Origin of the sequence: Streptomyces zinciresistens K42, assembly GCF_000225525.1 — a bacterium.
Taxonomy (GTDB): Bacteria; Actinomycetota; Actinomycetes; order Streptomycetales; family Streptomycetaceae; genus Streptomyces; species Streptomyces zinciresistens.
Window position 1 is genome coordinate 1 of record NZ_AGBF01000156.1, and the last position, 16,226, is coordinate 16,226.

General features: G+C 72.2%; 16 protein-coding genes and 1 pseudogene. 7 read left to right on the forward strand and 10 right to left on the reverse strand.

What is annotated here, in order from left to right; all coding sequences use genetic code 11:
- The 5 genes from SZN_RS28260 to SZN_RS28280 form a co-directional block, all read right to left on the reverse strand.
- Positions 1–305 (reverse strand): IS21 family transposase (locus SZN_RS28260; protein ID WP_007495884.1); only part of this gene is annotated, 305 nt, incomplete at its 3' end.
- An 848-nt stretch (positions 306–1,153) separates the two neighbouring features.
- The gene (locus SZN_RS28265; RefSeq protein ID WP_007501685.1) at positions 1,154–2,047 is read right to left on the reverse strand and encodes a TniB family NTP-binding protein; all 894 of its coding nucleotides are present in this window, start codon (positions 2,045–2,047) and stop codon (positions 1,154–1,156) included.
- Positions 2,048–2,214: 167 nt separating this feature from the next.
- Positions 2,215–4,296 (reverse strand): transposase, encoded by a 2,082-nt coding sequence (locus tag SZN_RS28270; RefSeq protein ID WP_007501688.1) that lies wholly within the window; start codon positions 4,294–4,296, stop codon positions 2,215–2,217.
- Between the two features lie 20 nt (positions 4,297–4,316).
- Entirely contained in the window at positions 4,317–5,075 is a 759-nt protein-coding gene (locus tag SZN_RS28275; RefSeq protein WP_043733624.1) for a TnsA-like heteromeric transposase endonuclease subunit, read from the reverse strand.
- Between the two features lie 171 nt (positions 5,076–5,246).
- A complete protein-coding gene (locus SZN_RS28280; RefSeq protein WP_007501692.1) occupies positions 5,247–5,675 on the reverse strand; it encodes a VOC family protein in 429 nt (142 codons plus the stop codon).
- A 262-nt stretch (positions 5,676–5,937) separates the two neighbouring features.
- On the opposite strand from SZN_RS28280, the gene SZN_RS39125 reads away from it, so the two are divergent.
- Positions 5,938–6,558, forward strand: coding sequence for a PadR family transcriptional regulator (locus SZN_RS39125; RefSeq protein ID WP_078508985.1), 621 nt, complete (start codon positions 5,938–5,940; stop codon positions 6,556–6,558).
- Positions 6,559–6,642: 84 nt separating this feature from the next.
- Here the strand turns inward: SZN_RS39125 and SZN_RS28290 are convergent, their stop codons facing one another.
- Positions 6,643–7,074 carry a type II toxin-antitoxin system Rv0910 family toxin gene (locus SZN_RS28290; protein ID WP_007501696.1) on the reverse strand — a complete coding sequence of 144 codons (432 nt, stop codon included), beginning with the start codon at positions 7,072–7,074 and terminating at the stop codon, positions 6,643–6,645.
- A 328-nt stretch (positions 7,075–7,402) separates the two neighbouring features.
- Here SZN_RS28290 and SZN_RS41025 point away from each other — a divergent pair.
- Together SZN_RS41025 and SZN_RS28300 are read left to right on the forward strand one after the other, a co-directional pair.
- Positions 7,403–7,921, forward strand: a pseudogene (locus tag SZN_RS41025) (Clp protease N-terminal domain-containing protein); the annotation flags it as partial.
- Between the two features lie 320 nt (positions 7,922–8,241).
- On the forward strand, positions 8,242–9,246 hold the full coding sequence (locus SZN_RS28300; protein ID WP_043733618.1) for an EamA family transporter: 1,005 nt from the start codon (positions 8,242–8,244) through the stop codon (positions 9,244–9,246).
- A gap of 59 nt (positions 9,247–9,305) precedes the next feature.
- On the opposite strand, the gene SZN_RS28305 is transcribed toward SZN_RS28300, so the two are convergent.
- Complete coding sequence (locus SZN_RS28305) at positions 9,306–9,989, reverse strand: pyridoxamine 5'-phosphate oxidase family protein (protein ID WP_007501702.1); 684 nt, start codon at positions 9,987–9,989, stop codon at positions 9,306–9,308.
- Between the two features lie 35 nt (positions 9,990–10,024).
- On the opposite strand from SZN_RS28305, the gene SZN_RS28310 reads away from it, so the two are divergent.
- Both SZN_RS28310 and SZN_RS28315 read left to right on the forward strand, forming a co-directional pair.
- Complete coding sequence (locus tag SZN_RS28310; protein WP_043733622.1) at positions 10,025–11,356, forward strand: aminotransferase class I/II-fold pyridoxal phosphate-dependent enzyme; 1,332 nt, start codon at positions 10,025–10,027, stop codon at positions 11,354–11,356.
- A gap of 109 nt (positions 11,357–11,465) precedes the next feature.
- Positions 11,466–12,113, forward strand: a complete 648-nt coding sequence (locus SZN_RS28315; RefSeq protein ID WP_007501706.1) for a dihydrofolate reductase family protein — start codon at positions 11,466–11,468, stop codon at positions 12,111–12,113.
- Positions 12,114–12,403: 290 nt separating this feature from the next.
- Here the strand turns inward: SZN_RS28315 and SZN_RS28320 are convergent, their stop codons facing one another.
- Positions 12,404–13,348 (reverse strand): DMT family transporter, encoded by a 945-nt coding sequence (locus tag SZN_RS28320; RefSeq protein WP_007501708.1) that lies wholly within the window; start codon positions 13,346–13,348, stop codon positions 12,404–12,406.
- A gap of 75 nt (positions 13,349–13,423) precedes the next feature.
- Here SZN_RS28320 and SZN_RS28325 point away from each other — a divergent pair, with 75 nt between their 5' ends.
- Positions 13,424–14,326 carry a LysR family transcriptional regulator gene (locus SZN_RS28325; protein ID WP_007501710.1) on the forward strand — a complete coding sequence of 301 codons (903 nt, stop codon included), beginning with the start codon at positions 13,424–13,426 and terminating at the stop codon, positions 14,324–14,326.
- Between the two features lie 226 nt (positions 14,327–14,552).
- Here SZN_RS28325 and SZN_RS28330 read toward each other — a convergent pair whose 3' ends face one another.
- Positions 14,553–15,026 (reverse strand): pyridoxamine 5'-phosphate oxidase family protein, encoded by a 474-nt coding sequence (locus SZN_RS28330; protein WP_007501713.1) that lies wholly within the window; start codon positions 15,024–15,026, stop codon positions 14,553–14,555.
- Between the two features lie 185 nt (positions 15,027–15,211).
- Between SZN_RS28330 and SZN_RS28335 the strand changes: the two genes are divergently transcribed.
- Positions 15,212–15,862 carry a cysteine hydrolase family protein gene (locus SZN_RS28335; protein ID WP_007501715.1) on the forward strand — a complete coding sequence of 217 codons (651 nt, stop codon included), beginning with the start codon at positions 15,212–15,214 and terminating at the stop codon, positions 15,860–15,862.
- On the opposite strand, the gene SZN_RS28340 is transcribed toward SZN_RS28335, so the two are convergent.
- A partial coding sequence (locus tag SZN_RS28340; protein ID WP_007501716.1) for a Rieske (2Fe-2S) protein occupies positions 15,849–16,226 on the reverse strand: 378 nt, incomplete at its 5' end. The genes SZN_RS28335 and SZN_RS28340 overlap by 14 nt on opposite strands.

Consider the following 16,226-nt stretch of genomic DNA (forward strand, 5'->3'; position numbering starts at 1 on the left):
TAGACCGGCCGCAGTTCCCGCACCCGCCGCTTCAGCACCGACAACGACCGTTCCCACCCGATCCGCTCGGCGATCACCGTGGCGGGCATCCGCGGGTACTTCGCCAGCAGTTCGCGGATCGCCGGCTCCACCGCGTCCACGATCGAGCCCTTCGGCGCCCGCCGGTACTTCGGCGGATCGTCGCTGGCCACGGCCCGCCGCACGGTGTTCCGGGCGATCCCCAGATGCCGCGCGATCCCCTTGATCGACATTCCCTCCGCACGGTGGAGCCGCCGGATCTCAGCCCAGTCCTCCACACCGATCACCTCTTCCACCTGACTCCCATGGAGCCAGACTGATCACTTGATCACGGAAGGGGTCACTTTTCATCGACCGATAGGGGGTCACGGTTCACGGAACGGCGACAGCTGTGCCTGGTTGGGGCCGAGAGGCAGTGGTGCCGAGCAGACCTCGCAGAGCCGTGGTGATGGGGGCGGGGACGGCGATTCTGGTGCGTCAGCCGGGGGCGGAACTGGGTGAGGCGGTGGTGCACTTCGCCAGCGGTATGCCCGCTGACGACACGGCTGAGAACACGTTCGCCGTCTCGAAGAGGGCCTGCCGGGCGGCAGAGGCCGCTCACAGATGGGACACAGGGGTGGTTCGGTTTCCCCAGTTTGGGCGGATCGTTCTTGGCGACGTCGCTGACGTTCGAGATAGGCGTCCCGACGGCAGCGCGATGAACACAGGTGACGGCGCCGGCCGGGCCGGATCCGCATGATCTCGCCGCACTGCCTGCAGGGGACTCGCAGCCACTCGCTGAGCGGGTGGCGTCTGCGGTATGCCTTCTGGCGGCAAGCCTGCGAACAACGCAGAGCTTGACGTCCGAGGATGCCGAGGGGCGGCATGGCGGCCCCGCACTCCAGACAGTGCCGGGTTTCCAGCGTGATCCGCAGGAAGTCCGGATCGCGGCCCGTGACGGCCGCCAGCCGCGACCAACTCGGGATGTTTTGATGACCGGGCGGTTCGCAGAGAAACACCCGCAGATGGCCCGGAATCAGATGGTTGGCGTGGGCGAGGCGGACGATGAACGACCGGACTCCTTCGCCGGCACGTGGGCGGACCTGGACGGGCAACAGGCGGATGTTCCCGCTGATCACGCCGCTCTCGACGATGCTCATGAGGCCGGTTTGGACTTCCGGGTCTCGGCCGCGCGGTCGAGTTTCACGTTCTGCAGGGACTTGCGGGTGATCTTCTCTGTGCCGTCCAGGATCGCGTCGAGGGCGGCCCCGCGGATGAGGTGGGACAGCGAGCCGTTCATGCCGCCGGTGCGGTCGTGGAGGTAGCGGGCCAGCCCTTCCAGGGTTCCCGGCCGGTGATGGTGCAGCCGCAGAGCTTCTTCCAGGGTGGTGACCAGGCCGGTCCACTCCTCGGTCCGGGGAAACGCGACGGTCTCGATGACTCCGAACCGGCCCGCGATCTGCCGTCCCCGGGTGCCGTTGAACAGCCCCTTCGCCTCCAGGTCGACTCCGGCATAGACGAAGGTGGCCGGGATGCGCTCGGAGAAGTACTTCAGGGTGTCGGAGACCTCGGCCCCGCTGCGGGTCGCGAGGGAGAGATTGTGCAGTTCGTCGACGCAGACGACGGTGACCCGCGCGTCGATCAGGACCCCGCAGACAGCCTCGATGACGTCGGTGATGTTGGCTCGGACGGTGACGGGCAGGCCGAGGAAGCGGGCGAACTCCACGGCCAGCATGCGCGAGGTCGCGGCGGGCGGGACGGTGACATAGACAACGGGGATGCGGCCGCCGACGCCGGGGTGCTGACGCCGGTCGATGGCTTCGATGGTCTTGCCGAACTGAGTGAGGGCGGTGGTCTTGCCGGTGCCGGCCGGGCCGGACAGGATCAGGCCCCGGCGGGCGCTGATCGCGTGACGGTTGAGCAGGGTCAACCGCCGACCGGTGTGGACGACGGTCCGCAAGGTGGATGTCGCAGCCACCGTCATTCTGGTGTGGTAGTCGAGGCGGGCTTCGTCGTAGTCCTGGCGCTCGTCCGGCCCCAGTTGGGCCAAGACGTCGGCGGGCAGCAGATCCGGCGGGGCTGGATCTTGAGTGGTGAACTCCCGCCAGCCCTCCAGGGTGGTGAGGTAGCGGTGAAGTTCGTCCTGGTCCAGGACCTGTCGCCATCCGGCCTGCCGGCCGGATGGCTGCTACTGCCCGAACGCGGGCCCGGCTGCGGTCACCATCGCTTGTCCGCCTCCTTGAAGGGGTCGAAGACGCCGAGCGGAATGACCTTCGCGACCGGCTCGTCCTGCGTGTCGTCTGCTTCCTCGTCGTCGTGAGGCAGCGGGACATCCGTCTCGGCCGGCACCGGTTCGGGCTTCGGCGGCCGAGGTCCGTTGCCTTCGGCGCCGGCCTTCGTCCGGGCGGCGACTCTCCGGTCGCGCCGGGAAGGCCGCTTCTTCCCGCCGCCCTCAGGGCCCTGGTTGGCCCTGATCAGAAGCTCGGACACGGCTTGAGCGATCTGTTCCTCGGTGGGATCGCTCTCACCCTGCTGACGCAGGTCGGCCGCGGCATGGTCCCAGGCCAGATCCCCGAACGGCTGCGGGACGGTGCCGAGATGCTTCCAGGGGACCGGGATCCAACCGCCCTCCCAGTGGTTGCGGACCCAGATCCAGTTGGCGTCGTAGGGGTCACGGTGGATCTCCCACAAGTTCTTCTTGCGGACGACCCCGGAGGGCTGGCGCCGGAAGGGGCCCAGGTCCGCGCAGTCGTAGATCCGGTGGCTGATCTTGATGCCGTAGGAGTTGACGGCCCGCCAGGTCCCGGGCAGCAACTCGACGTAGTCGTCCCCGGTCAGAGCCAAGGGAACGTAGCCAGCGCTCTCGAGCAGGCTGGCGTACTTCTGGTTCGGTGTGAAAGTGCGGCCAGGACTGCCAGGGTCCCGGAGCCCGTCGTGCGGCCTGTTCTGCCACTTCGCTATGAGCCATTCGTCCAGAAGCTCCTGGATCTCCAGCATCGACCACAACGGCTCGTCCTCGACGTTCCGCCCGCGATGCTCGGCCGTGCGGCCCAGATAGCCCGGGAGGAACTGGCAGAACATCGTGGCCACCGATTCGAGCGTCCGCTCGATGTGAGGCTTCTCCGCAGGCGAGCGTGGGTGGCAGGGCTGGAAATTGATCTCCAGAGTCCGGCAGGCGGCCCGGAAGTTCTCCGAGATGAACGCCTTGCCCCGGTCACAGACGATGGTCTCCGGGATGATCACCGGCCGAGCCGCCGCGTGCTCCAACCGCTCGTCCAAGGACAGCAGCCTGCGATGCGGCAGGACCGAACGGGACATCTTCAGCGCGTCCGACCAGCCCGGCCGCATCGGCTCCGGCGTCAGAGCACGGGCCAGCAGCAGCGAGGCGTCCACCGACTTGGTGGTCGGCCGCACGACCGCCGCGGCGATGGTGCGGGTCGCGACATCGACGAGACCGCAGAGCTCAACCCTGCCGGGCACCCCCTCATCCAGCCGCACCAGCACGTCCAGCGGGGTGGAGTCGATCTGCATCAACTCGCCCGGCGCCGCGACCTGCTCGTAACGGAACGGCCCCTCCGGCTGGTTGGCCAGAGACTGACGGGTGCGGGCCGACCCGGTCACCGGGACGCCGCCGGACAGCTTCGCGAACAGCCGGTAGAACGTCGCCCGCGACGGCATCTCCACCACGTCCTCGCCGTGCTCGGCGGCCAGGACGCGGCCGGTCCGCCAACGCGCGTACTCGATCGTGCGAGTGGACGCCGGGACGCTCTCGGCGATGGCCTGACGCATCGCCGCCACCACCCGAGGATCAGCCCGGCCCAGCAGCGACGCGTGCGGCGCGAGGCGACGGTCGGCCACCGCGGCGACACCGCCGGCCTCGTAACGCTGGCGCTTGCGCTTGACCGTCCGCGCACTGACCTCCTCGCCCCGCGCGGCCAGTTCCGCGGCCTTCGCCCGCTCACGTTCCGCCAGCGACCGGCGGGCCGGATCGTATTCCGGCCGGGGCAGAGCCCCCGCCGGAGCATCCGGCGGCAGCCCGGTCAGGATCTCGATCAAGTGGTGCTGCCACCACAACGCCCGCTTCGCGGCCTCCTCCGGGAGATGGTCCAGCAGCGCGGCCGAGCCCAGCGTGGCCCGCTCTGCGGTGCCCAGGACGGAGAAGTCCTCAGCCCCTTGGAGATGAACCTGGTCGACGAGCATGCCCGTGCCATGGACGTCGGCCAGACGGACCCGCATCCCGGTGAGCGCGACGACCGTGTACGTACTCTTCTCGAACCTGACCCGATCACCCAGCCGCAACCGTCCTGGACGCGCAGACCTCACGATGCCCTCCCCGCCGCCAGGCTGACGACCGTCCCGCCGTCCAGCGGAGCTGAGACCAGATCAGCCGTCAGCTCGTGCCGCCAGAGCAGGTGGTAGAGCGCCGGCAGCACCGCGTACTTGTCCCCGACCCGGTCAGCACCGGTGAACAGCAACTGAGGCTCGGCGAACACCTCCCGCAAGGCATCCGCCACCGAGGCCCGGTGACAGCGCAGGTGGCGATAGCGCGCCAGCCAACGCAAGTTCGTCCGGAACGTCTGATCCAAATCTCCTACCAGCCGAAACCCCCACCCCACCGTTGCGCAGACCTCCGTGGTGAACGCGAAGACCTCGGCGGCCTCCTCGTCGACGAGACCCTCCGGCCGGACATCGACCACCACGCCGGTGCCGTCGGCCAGCCGTGCGAAGTAGTCCGGAGTGTGCTGACGATCCCGTTCGCCGTCCCACCAGGACAGGCAGAACGGCTGCGAGGCCAAGGCCACCACCGAAGGGTCGAAGTCCAGGGCCATCGCGGCATCCCGCTCGACCCACGACTCGTAACCCACCAGGTCACGCGAGGACGCCGCCCAGTACTCACCCGTGAAGTTCTTCTGCCCCTTGAACGAGATGAACTTCCGGACCGGGGCTGCACGCTCGAAGGGCTCGTCCCAGCAGCGGGCCAGTGACCCCAGCCGTCCGACCCCGTCGACGCCGACGAAACCCACCTGCACGTCCGACGCGTACTCCCATGCGGATCCCGACCTCACCGGCTCGCTCACGGCCACCTCCCCGACGCCCTCGCTGCCAGCGTCGGCCACCCGGTGCGAAGCCATGCCCCGGAGTCACGAGGCGTCACCCCATCGAGCAACCACCCGTTCCGTACACCACGAGAACCAGATCACTTGAGACCACAAACCAGGTCCTCTCGTGCGGGGACACGTTCACAGCCCTCAGTCGATGCAGAACTCGTTGCCCTCGATGTCAAGCATCGGGATGCACGCATCGTTGCCGTCATACAGCGTCTGCACGTGTACCGCGCCAAGCGGGACCAACCGTGCGCATTCGGCCTCAAGTGCGGCGAGGCGCTCTTCCCCCACGAGTCCGGTGCCGACCCGCACATCAAGATGAACCCGGTTCTTGACGGCCTTCCCCTCAGGGACGCGCTGGAAGTACAGCCGCGGGCCCACACCTGAGGGATCAATGCAGGCAAACCATGAATCCCGCTGCTCAGGTGCCTGCGAGCCCCTGAAGTCGTCCCAGGTGGCGAACCCCTCTGGCGGCGGCGGTATGACGTACCCCAACACCTCGCACCAGAAACGGGCGAGGCGCTCAGGTTCTGCGCAGTCGAAGGTGACTTGGAACTTCTTGATCGACGTCATCGGCACACCATATTGGCGTGTCCCGTTCACTGAAATCCCGGGGTTCCGCGGCGTGCGGGTCGAGGTCTCGCGTGGCATGAGCAGCGTCAACGGGCCAGGCCGCCTGAGACGACGAGCGAACCGGACCAGATCACCTGAGACAGGGGCCAGGTCGGCGTAGGCAGGACATCAGCCGCCCGTCGGGCGGGCTGTTGCCGTCCGAACAGTTCCGATATATCGTTGAGGCATCGCGACAGATCAACGATGGAATGGAGTGATGGCGATGCGTTCCCACGGATACGAGCGTGGACACGGTGGGCACGGGCACCACGGGCGAGGCGGCTTCGAGCAGATGCGCGCGGCCTTCGGGCCGTTCGGTCCCGGCGGCGGCCCCGGCGGTTTCGGGGGGCCGGGATTCGGTCCAGGGCCCTGGGGGCCCAGGGGCCGGGGCGGGCCTCGGGGGAGGGCGCGGCGCGGTGACGTACGGGCCTCGATCCTCGCCCTGCTGAAGGACCGGCCGATGCACGGCTACGAGATGATCCAGGAGATCGCCGAGCGCAGCGGCGGGGCGTGGAAGCCCAGCCCCGGCTCGGTGTACCCGACCCTCCAACTGCTGGAGGACGAGGGCCTGATCGTCAGCGAGAGCGAGGGCGGCAAGAAGCTGTTCTCGCTCACGGAGGCCGGGCGCGAGGCCGCGCAGGAGGGGCCCGAGGCGCCCTGGGAGGAAGCCTCCCGCGGCGTCGACTGGGAGGCCCTCGGTGAGATCCGCCAGGCCGGCTTCGGCCTCATGGAGGCTTTCGGCCAGGTCTGGAAGACGGGCAGCAAGGAGCAGCGCGAGAAGGCGCTGACCGTCATCAACGACGCCCGCAAGAAGCTGTACCTGATCCTCGCCGACGAGGACTGACCCGCACCGGCGCACCCGCCGTGACCGAAGGCGCCCCGCGGACCCGTTCCGCGGGGCGCCTTCGCGTCTGCTCGGGCGGGGCGCTCAGGTCACCAGCCCCGCCAGCCTGCGCAGCGACTCGTCGAGGGCCGCCGTGGCCGAGTCCCTCAGTCTTCCCGCCATCAGCGACACCGCCGCACCGGTGAACCCGCCGTCGATCCGCAGCACCGCGGCCCCGTCGCCGTCCGGGGTGAGGGTGTAGCGCGTGGTCACGTTCACCGCCATCGGCCCCTTGCCGCGGATGGCGAGCACCCGCGCCGGTTCCAGTTCCTCGACGGTCCACTCGACCTCGGCCGGGAACCCCATCAGCTTCAGGTTCTCCTGAAAGGTTCCGCCGACTTCGAGCGTCGCCGGACCGCCGGCCGGGAAGCCGGTGTGGGTCGCGTTCCACTCGCCGTACGACGACCAGTCGGTCAGCCGCGCCCAGATCTTCCCGGCCGGCGCCTCGATGCGTGACTCCGCGCTGACTTCGGCCATGCGACCACCCCTTCGGCTCGGGCTCCGGTGTCGCGGAAGGTAGCCGCGAGGGGTGGAACATTCAATACTGATGAACCGTCAGAAATGATGCTCCTGCGGGACTCCTGCGGGACTCCTGCGGGACTCCCTCGGGACCTGGGGAGGTGCGCAGGCGCACCCTGGCCGTGCTCGGGGCGCACGGCAAGGCGGCGCGCGCCTGTCAGGGTCGTTCGGCGTGATCTCATCCGCAAGGAGGAGATTCCGGCCGTCCCGGTCCACTCTGCGTGGGACGTGAAGATGCTTCCCGCCGGGGATGTCCCGAAGCGCCGAGGTTGATGGGGTGGGGGATGTGCAACCCCGTATCCCCCGCCGGCCGGCCCAGGAGCAGGACGGCCCCTGCCCGGGTGCCGTGCCGGACGCGGCCAGGATCAGCGACGAACTGGCGGCGGTCGTCACGGGTGCCCGCCGCCGGGCGCTGCGGGACGGGGACCGGCAGATCGACAGCGCCCATCTGCTGCACTCCCTGCTGGAGCACGACCCGGACGTCTACGCCGCCTTCGGCGAGGGGCCGCACATGGCCCGGCTGCTCGGCTACCTCGTGCAGCGCAGCATCGGCTACGGGCTGCGCTGGCAGGGCGCGGTCGAGGACTCGGGCGCCGTACCCGTCGTGACGGGCGGCGAGGGCTTCTCGCCGCTGGCCGCGGCCGCGATGCGGGACACCTGTCTGCGGGCCGCCCGGCGCGGCGACTCCCAGGCCCGCGGCATCGACCTGCTCGCCGCCATCACCGCCGACCCGCAGGCCCGCGCGGTCGAGGTGCTGGCCCGCGCCGGCATCGACGCACAGGCGCTGAGCACCGGGATCGAGGACGGCGCGGAGGCTTACGACGCCGCGAGCGCGCTCCCGGGGGACCGCGACCTGCCCGACCTAAGTGGCGCGGTCCACGGGAGTCATGACGCGTACGGCCCCGGCGGCGCGCTGCGGGGGAGCCGTGGCGCGTACGGCCAGGGGGGCCGTGACACGTACGTACCGGGTGCGGGGAGCGCGGGACGCCGGGGCGGTGCGTACGCCGCGGGCGATGACAACGTTCGCTGAGCCCGCCGCGCGGACCGGTCGCGCGCCCGGCGGCCCGTCCGTACGGCGAGACAGGTGTCACCGGGGGTGACGCTCATGTCGTCGCCTGTCATCATGTGCCGGTGCGTATGTCAGAAAGCAGTCGTGCGGGCCACGGCAGGGGTGTCGGGCTCGGTCTCGCGATCGTTTCCGCGATCGCCTTCGGAGGCTCCGGAGTCGCGGCGAAGCCGCTGATCGAGGCGGGCCTTGCCCCGCTCCACGTCGTCTGGCTGCGGGTGGCCGGCGCCGCCCTCGTGATGCTGCCGCTCGCGGTGCGGCACCGCGCGCTGCTGCGCACGCGTCCCGCGCTGCTCGCCGGGTTCGGACTGCTCGGTGTGGCCGGTGTGCAGGCGTTCTACTTCGCCTCCATATCCCGCATCCCGGTCGGCGTCGCGCTGCTGGTGGAGTACCTCGCCCCGGCGCTCGTCCTCGGCTGGGTGCGGTTCGTGCAGCGCAGGCCGGTCACGCCGGCGGCGGCCCTCGGCGTCGTCCTCGCGGTCGGCGGGCTCGCCTCCGTCGTCGAGGTCTGGGCGGGCCTGCGCTTCGACGCCCTCGGGCTGCTGCTCGCGCTCGGCGCGGCCTGCTGCCAGGTCGGCTACTTCGTCCTGTCCGACCAGGGCAGCGACTCCGGCGAGGGGGCCCCGGACCCGCTCGGCGTCATCGCCTACGGGCTGCTGGTCGGCGCCGCCGTCCTGACCGTCGTCTCCCGCCCCTGGAACATGGACTGGTCGCTGCTCGCGGGCAGCACCGACATGAACGGCACCCCGGTCGCGGCCTTCCTGCTGCTGTCCTGGATCGTCCTGGTCGCCACGGTGATCGCGTACGTCACCGGCGTGGTCTCGGTACGCCGGCTCTCGCCCCAGGTCGCCGGTGTGGTGGCGTGCCTGGAGGCGGTCATCGCGACCGTCCTCGCCTGGTTCCTGCTCGGCGAGCGCCTGGCGGCCCCGCAGATCGTCGGCGGCGTGGTCGTCCTGGCCGGCGCCTTCATCGCGCAGTCGTCCGCCCCCGCCAGGACCTCCCTCGAACCGGTGGCGAGCGGAGGTCCGGAACGCGAGCCCTCCGCCCGCGAGAACGCGGTCTAGTGCGGTGGCCGGGAGGGTCTGGCGGAGGCTCGCGGCGTCCGCCCGGACCGCGCCCGGTGTCACAGGGCGCCGAGGTATCCGGGCAGCGCGGTGCCGGGCGCCAGTCCGGGGTCGCCGACGGGGGTGCCGTAGCCCTTGCGCAGGGGGACGACGCCCGCCCAGTGGGGGAGGGCCAGGTCCTCCGGCTCGTCGTTGACGCCGCCGGTGCGGAGCTTGGCGGAGACCTCGCCGAGGTCCAGCCGGATCACGGCGGTGGCGGCGAGCTCCTTCTTGTCGGCGGGGCGCGAGTCGGCGGACCGGCCCGGCACGACGTGGTCCACCAGCGCGTCCAGGGCGGTGCGCTTCTCCTCGGGGTCCGTCACGTCGTACGCGACGCCGTGCACCACCGCGGACCGGTAGTTGACGGAGTGGTGGAACGCGGAGCGGGCGAGGACCAGGGCGTCCACGTGCGTCACGGTGAGGCAGACCGGGAGCCCCGGGTCGGCCTTCCCGGTCATGCGCAGCGGACGCGAGCCGGTCGAGCCGTGGACGTAGAGGGTCTCGCCCACCCGCGCGAACAGCGTCGGCAGTACGACCGGCGCGCCGTCCCGGACGAAGCCGAGGTGGCAGACGTACGCCTCGTCGAGTATCGCGTGCACCAGCTCCCTGTCGTACGACGCGCGGTCCGCGGAGCGGGTGGGGACCGTGCGGCCGGTCGGCGTGTAGGCGCCGGGCCGCGGGGCCGGCTGCTGGGTCGCCTGCATTGCGTTCTCCATTGCGCTAGTGCATAATCTGCTTTGTGCTAGGAGGATATCGGATCGAGGGGCGGCGCGCAGCCGAGATCGCGGCCGACGTGGAGCGCGCGGTGGGCGGCGGAGAGCTGGAGCCAGGTCAACTCCTGCCGCCGATGAGGGAGTTGGCGGTCGAACTGGGCGTGAACCCCCATACGGTCGCCGCCGCCTACCGCACCCTGCGGGAGCGCGGAGTGATCGAGACCGACGGCCGCCGGGGGAGCCGGGTGCGGCCGCGGCCGGCCACCACCGGGCGCGACCACGTCCGCCTCGACGTGCCCGAGGGCGCGCGCGACATGGCGAGCGGCAACCCCGACCCGGCCCTGCTGCCGTCGCTCGCCGGGGCGTTCGCGGCGGCGGCCGCACAGAGCGACCGCGAGCCGGTGCTGTACGGCGACGACCCGGTGGAACCGGAGCTCGCCCGCATCGCGCGCGCCGGACTGGACGCCGACGGCGTGCCGCACGGGCCTCTCGCCGTGGCGTCGGGATCGCTGGACGCCATCGAGCGGGTGCTCACCGCCCACCTCAGGCCCGGGGACACGGTGGCGGTCGAGGACCCCGGCTGGGGCAGCCTGCTCGACCTCGTCCCGGCGCTCGGGCTGCGCACCGTCGCCGTCGGCGTCGACGACGAGGGGCCGCTGCCCGACGACGTCCGCCGCGCCCTGCGCGCCGGGGCGCGCGCCCTGATCGTCACCGACCGGGCACAGAACCCCACCGGCGCGGTGGTGACCGCCACGCGTGCGCGTGCCCTGCGCACGGTGCTGCGCGAGCACCCCGAGGTCCTGCTCGTCGAGGACGACCACGGGCACGGCATCGTCGACCTGCCCCTGCGTCCGCTGGCCGGGACCACCCGCAGCTGGGCGCTGGTCCGGTCGGTCGCCAAGGCGTACGGGCCGGACCTGCGGCTCGCCGTGCTCACCGGCGACGAGATCACCATGGACCGGGTGCGCGGCAGGCAGCGGCTCGGGGCGGGCTGGGTCAGCCGGCTGCTCCAGCGGGCCGTGGTGCGGCTGTGGACCGACGGCGGGCACGACGCGGAGGCGGTGGCGGCGACGTACGGCGAACGGCGGGACGGCCTGCTGCGGGCGCTGGCCGGACACGGGGTGCGGGCGCACGGCCGCAGCGGGCTCAACGTGTGGATCCCGGTCCCCGACGAGACGGCGGCCGTCTCCCGCCTGCTGCACGCGGGCTGGGCGGTCGCGCCCGGCGCGCGTTTCCGCTCCACCGCGCCTCCCGGCATCCGCGTCACCGTCTCCACGCTGGGCGCGGCCGAGACGGCCCCGCTGGCGGCCGCGATCTCGGCCGCCGCCGACCGGACCCCGGCGCGCGGCTACGTGTAGCGGAACCGGCCGCGCCCCCGGGCCCCGGTGAGCGCCGGTTCCGGTGTCGCAGCCGCCCGGGGCGCTGTTTCATGGGTCGTGTCCGGCAGCAGGAAGGGAGACCCCCGTCATGTCGCTCGCCCGCGTCCACAACTTCGCGATCTCGCTCGACGGCTACGGCACCGGTGAGGGGCTGAGCCGCGACGCGCCGTTCGGCCACGCCGGTCACCGTCTGCACACCTGGATGTTCGCCACCCGCTGGTGGCACGAGAGCAGGGGCGAGCCGGGCGGGACCGGCGGCGTCGACGACGCCCTGGCGCGGCGGTTCGGCCCGGGGATCGGCGCCGAGATCATGGGGGCCGGGAAGTTCGGCCACCCCGGCTGGCACGAGGACCCGCGGTGGCGGGGCTGGTGGGGGTCCGACCCGCCCTTCCACACGCCCGTCTTCGTCCTCACCCGGCACCCGCGCCCGTCGATCGGGATGGAGGGCGGTACGACGTTCCACTTCCTCGACGCCCCGCCCGCCGAGGCGCTGGAGCGGGCCCGGGAGGCGGCCGGCGGTCTGGACGTGCGGATCGGCGGTGGTCCCACCCTGGTCCGGGACTTCCTCGCGGCCGGGCTCGTCGACCATCTGCACGTCGTCGTGGTCCCGATCCTGCTCGGCCGCGGCGTACGCCTCTGGGACGGGCTGGAGGGCCTGGAGAAGGACTACGACGTCGAGGTCGCCCCCTCGCCCAGCGGGGTCACCCACCTCACGTTCGAGCGCGCGCGAGGGTGAGCCGGGGCCTGCGCGGGGGCCGCTCCTGAGCCGGTCCGGGTGCGCACCGGGTCTCGTACGCGCTCTGCGCCGCAGCCGGTCCGGGTGGTGCGCCGGACCGGGGACGGGGGCCGCGCCGGACCGGGGACGGGGCCGCACCTCGGCGGGTCCGGGTCCGGGTGCCCGCGCCTCTGCCGAATCCGTTCGCGGCGGTTCGCGCCGCGGTCCCCCCGCGTGCGGTCGACCGCGCCTCGGCCGGCCCCGTTCGCGGCGGCCCCGTCCCCGATCCCCCGCGTGCGGGTGCCCGCGTCTCAGCCGCCCCGCTTCACCTGGGTGAGCGCCGCGCCCGCCAGGACGACGACCGCTCCCACCGGGGTCGACCAGGCCAGGGACTCGCCCAGCACCGCGACGCCCGCGGCCGTGGCGATCACCGGGATGAAGTACGTGACCATCTGGGCCGTGGTGGGCCCGACTTCGGCGACCAGGCCGTACTGGAGGAGGACGGCGAGACCCGTGCCGAGCGCGCCCAGCGCCACGACCGCCAGCAGGGGGAGCGGTGCGAACCGCGTGGGCATCGACGTGAACAGCGGCGTGACAAGAGCCAGTTGCACCGTGCCCAGCAGCAACTGCGCCCCGGTCAGCGACAGATGCGACTCACCGGACCCGGCCAGCGTACGGCGGACGTAGATCCAGCCGATCGGGTAGCTCAGCGAGGCGAGCAGCGCCATCGCCGTACCGCCGGCGTCCAGGCCGGCGAAGCCCTGCCACGCGCCGAGCACCGTCAGCACACCGAGGAAGCCGATGCCGAGACCGGCGACCCTGATCCGCGTCGGGCGGTCCTCGGAGAGCGCCACCAGCGACAGCGCCATGCCCCACAGGGGCGAGGTCGCGTTGCAGATCCCGGCCAGCGTGGACGGGATCGTCAGCTCCGCGTAGGCGAACAGTGCGAACGGCAGCGCGTTGAGCAGGAGCGCGGCGACCGCCAGATGCCCCCAGGTCCGCAGGCCGCGCGGCAGCCGCTGCCGCTTGACCGCCATCGCGGCCGCCAGGACCGCCGTGCCGAACCCGAGCCGTCCCAGGGTGACCTGGAGCGGCGCGTACCCCTCGGTGCCGACCTTGATCAGCAGAAAGCTGAAGCCCCAGATGAGCGAGAGCACGGCGAACCGCAGCCGCCAGTCCAGGCGGGGGCGCGACGGCGACGGGTGGGCGGGGGCTGCGGCCGGGGTCCGCGAGCCGGGGGCGGCGACGGTGGTCATGCGGGCAACGAATGGAGCACATGATCTCGTAGTACAAGCGAGATTTCGCACCGCGTATCTCGTAGCATTGCTTACATGTTGAATCTGGAGCGCCTGCGCACCCTCGACGCCCTGGCCCGGCACGGCTCGGTCAGCGGTGCCGCCGAGGGGCTGCACATCACCACGTCGGCCGTCTCGCAGCAGATGTCCAAGCTGGAGCGGGAGGTCGGCCAGCAGCTCCTCGCCAGGCACGGCCGCGGCGTGCGGCTCACCGACGCCGGACTGCTGCTCGCCGAGCACGCGGCGCGCATCCTGTCCCAGGTCGAGCTGGCCCAGTCCGACCTGGAGGCGCAACGCGGCCAGGTCGTCGGGGAGTTGCGGCTCGTCGCGTTCCCCACCGCGCTGCGGGGCCTGTTCCCGGCCGCCCTCACGGAACTGCGCGCCGGGCACCCGGCGCTGCGTCTGAGCACCCGGGAGCTGGAGCCGGAGGGCGGCGTCTCGGCGGTGATCCGCGGCGACGCCGACGTCGCGGTCGTCCTCGACTGGTACAACAAGCCGCTGCCCATGCCGGAAGGTCTGGCCAAGGCGGCGATCCTCGACGACCCCGTGGAGATCGCCATGCCCGAGGGGCACCCCCTGGCCGACCGCGACGAGGTCGCCCTGGAGGACTTCGCCGACGACGAGTGGGTGGCCTGGCCGGAGGGGGAGTTCTGCCACGAGTGGCTGCTCTACACCCTGCGCACCAAGGGCATCGAGCCGCGCATCACCCACCGCGCCGAGGAGCACCACACCCAACTCGCCCTGGTCGCCGCCGGTCTGGGCGTCTGCGTCGCGCCCCGGCTGGGCCGCGACCCGATACCGCTCGGCGTGCGCGCCGTCCCCGTGCGCAGCCGCGTCCACCGCTACGTGTACGCGGTGTGGCGCACGGACGCCGACCGCCGCCCCTCGATCCGCGCGGCGGTCCGGGCGCTGCGATCCGCGGCGGAGAAGGTGGCCTGAGCCCCGGGGCGGCCGGGTTTCCGGGACGGGGCCGCCGGCCCCGGGGTGCCCGCGAGCGCGGCGGCGGACCGGCCGGTTCCGGGGTGTGCGATCCCGGGGCGGACCGGCGCCGGGGCGGGCGCCGTGCGGCGGACACGGCCCCACGCCTCACCCCGCCGGGGCTCGCCTCGCCACCGCTCCGGCGCACCGCCGCCCCGCCCGGCGCGGACGTCGCGCACCCCCACCGTCACCCGGTGACGGACCCCAGCTTGCGGAAGTCCCACGACACGACCTTCGCCGGTGCCAGCCGGATCCACGCGTGCCTGCCGTCGTGCGGCATCTCGTCGAGGCCGAAGTTCTTGCGGGCGAACAGCGTCTCGGGGACGTCGAGTTCGGCCCGTAGGTCGCCCACGCGCGGGACCTCCCCGACGAACTCGGCGGTGCCGGACAGTTCGACGCCGCGCAACTGCTCGTAGTCCTCGCCCGTGTCGACCACGACCGCGATCCGCGGATCGCGGCGCAGATCGGTCCAGCGCTTGCTGCGCACGACCGAGTACAGCCACAGCGCGCTGCCGTCCCAGGCGAACCACAGCGCGCTGACGTGCGGGAAGCCGTCGGCGGAGACCGTGGCGACCCGGCAGGTGCGCTGCTCGGTCAGGAACTCGTCCAGTTCCCCGGGTGTCATCATGATCTTGCGGCCCCGGCGCTGAGTGGCGGTCATACGGCCCCCTCTTCTCTCACGTCGTGCCAGAGGAGAGATCCTCTGACATCACGTCAGAAAAGGATGAGTCGTCCGTCCTTCCCGCGCAACGGTGGCTCCGCACAAGGGCGTTGCCGCTTCCTTCCTCGTGCGAGAGCGGCTACCCTCGCCGGCGTTCCGTGCCGCCGCAGCCGACAGGGGGACCCGTGCCGCCGTCCGCCCGCCTCAGCGAACTGCTCGACCCCGCGACCACCGTCCTGCTCACCGTGGAGTGCCAGCAGGGCGTCGTGGGCCCCGACAGCGCCCTGCCCGAACTCGCCGAGCAGGCCCGCTCCTCGGGGGCCCTCGACAACGTCGCCCGGCTCGTCGACGCGGCCCACGAGCGCGGTGTCCAGGTGATCCACGCCATCGCCGAACGCCGCTCCGACGGCCGCGGCGCCAACCGCAACGCCCGCCTGTTCCGCGCCGCCGAACGGCTTCCCGTACGGCAGTTGGCCGGAACCGGCGCGGTGCGCGTCGCGGCCCCGATCCGCGTCACCGAGGACGACCTCGTGGTCCGGCGGCTGCACGGGCTGTCCCCGATCCAGGGCACCGACGTCGACCCGCTGCTGCGCAACCTCGGCTGCCGCACCCTGGTCGTCACCGGTGTCTCGGCCAACGTCGCCGTCCCCAACGCCGTCTTCGACGCCGTGAACCGGGGCTACGCCGTGGTCGTGCCCCGCGACGCCGTCGCCGGGGTGCCCCCCGCGTACACCTCCGCGGTGCTCAGCCACACCCTCGCGTGGGTCGCCACGGTCGCGACCACGGACGAGGTGCTGGCCTGCCTCAAGGGCGCGCGCCCCGTCACGCCAACGTGATCGAGTCGCCCGCCACGGTGATCTGCTTCGCGGCGAGCGGCCGGGTGGCGGGCCCCTTCCTGACGCTGCCGTCGAGCACCGAGAACCGGCTCCCGTGGCAGGCGCAGGAGAGGGTGTCCTCCTTCAGGTCCGTCATGGGGCAGTTCTGGTGGGTGCAGATCGTCGAGTACGCCTTGAAGTCACCGGCCGCCGGCTGGGAGACGACCACCTTCTCGTCACTGAACACCTTGCCGCCGCCCCGGGGGATGTCGGCGGTCCGCGCGAGCGCCGCACCACCGGCGCCCGCGCCCGAGCCGCCGCCGGACCCGGTGGTCGCGCCCCCGCCCGCGGCACCCTGCCCGGTGGCGGAATCGGACGCCCCGTC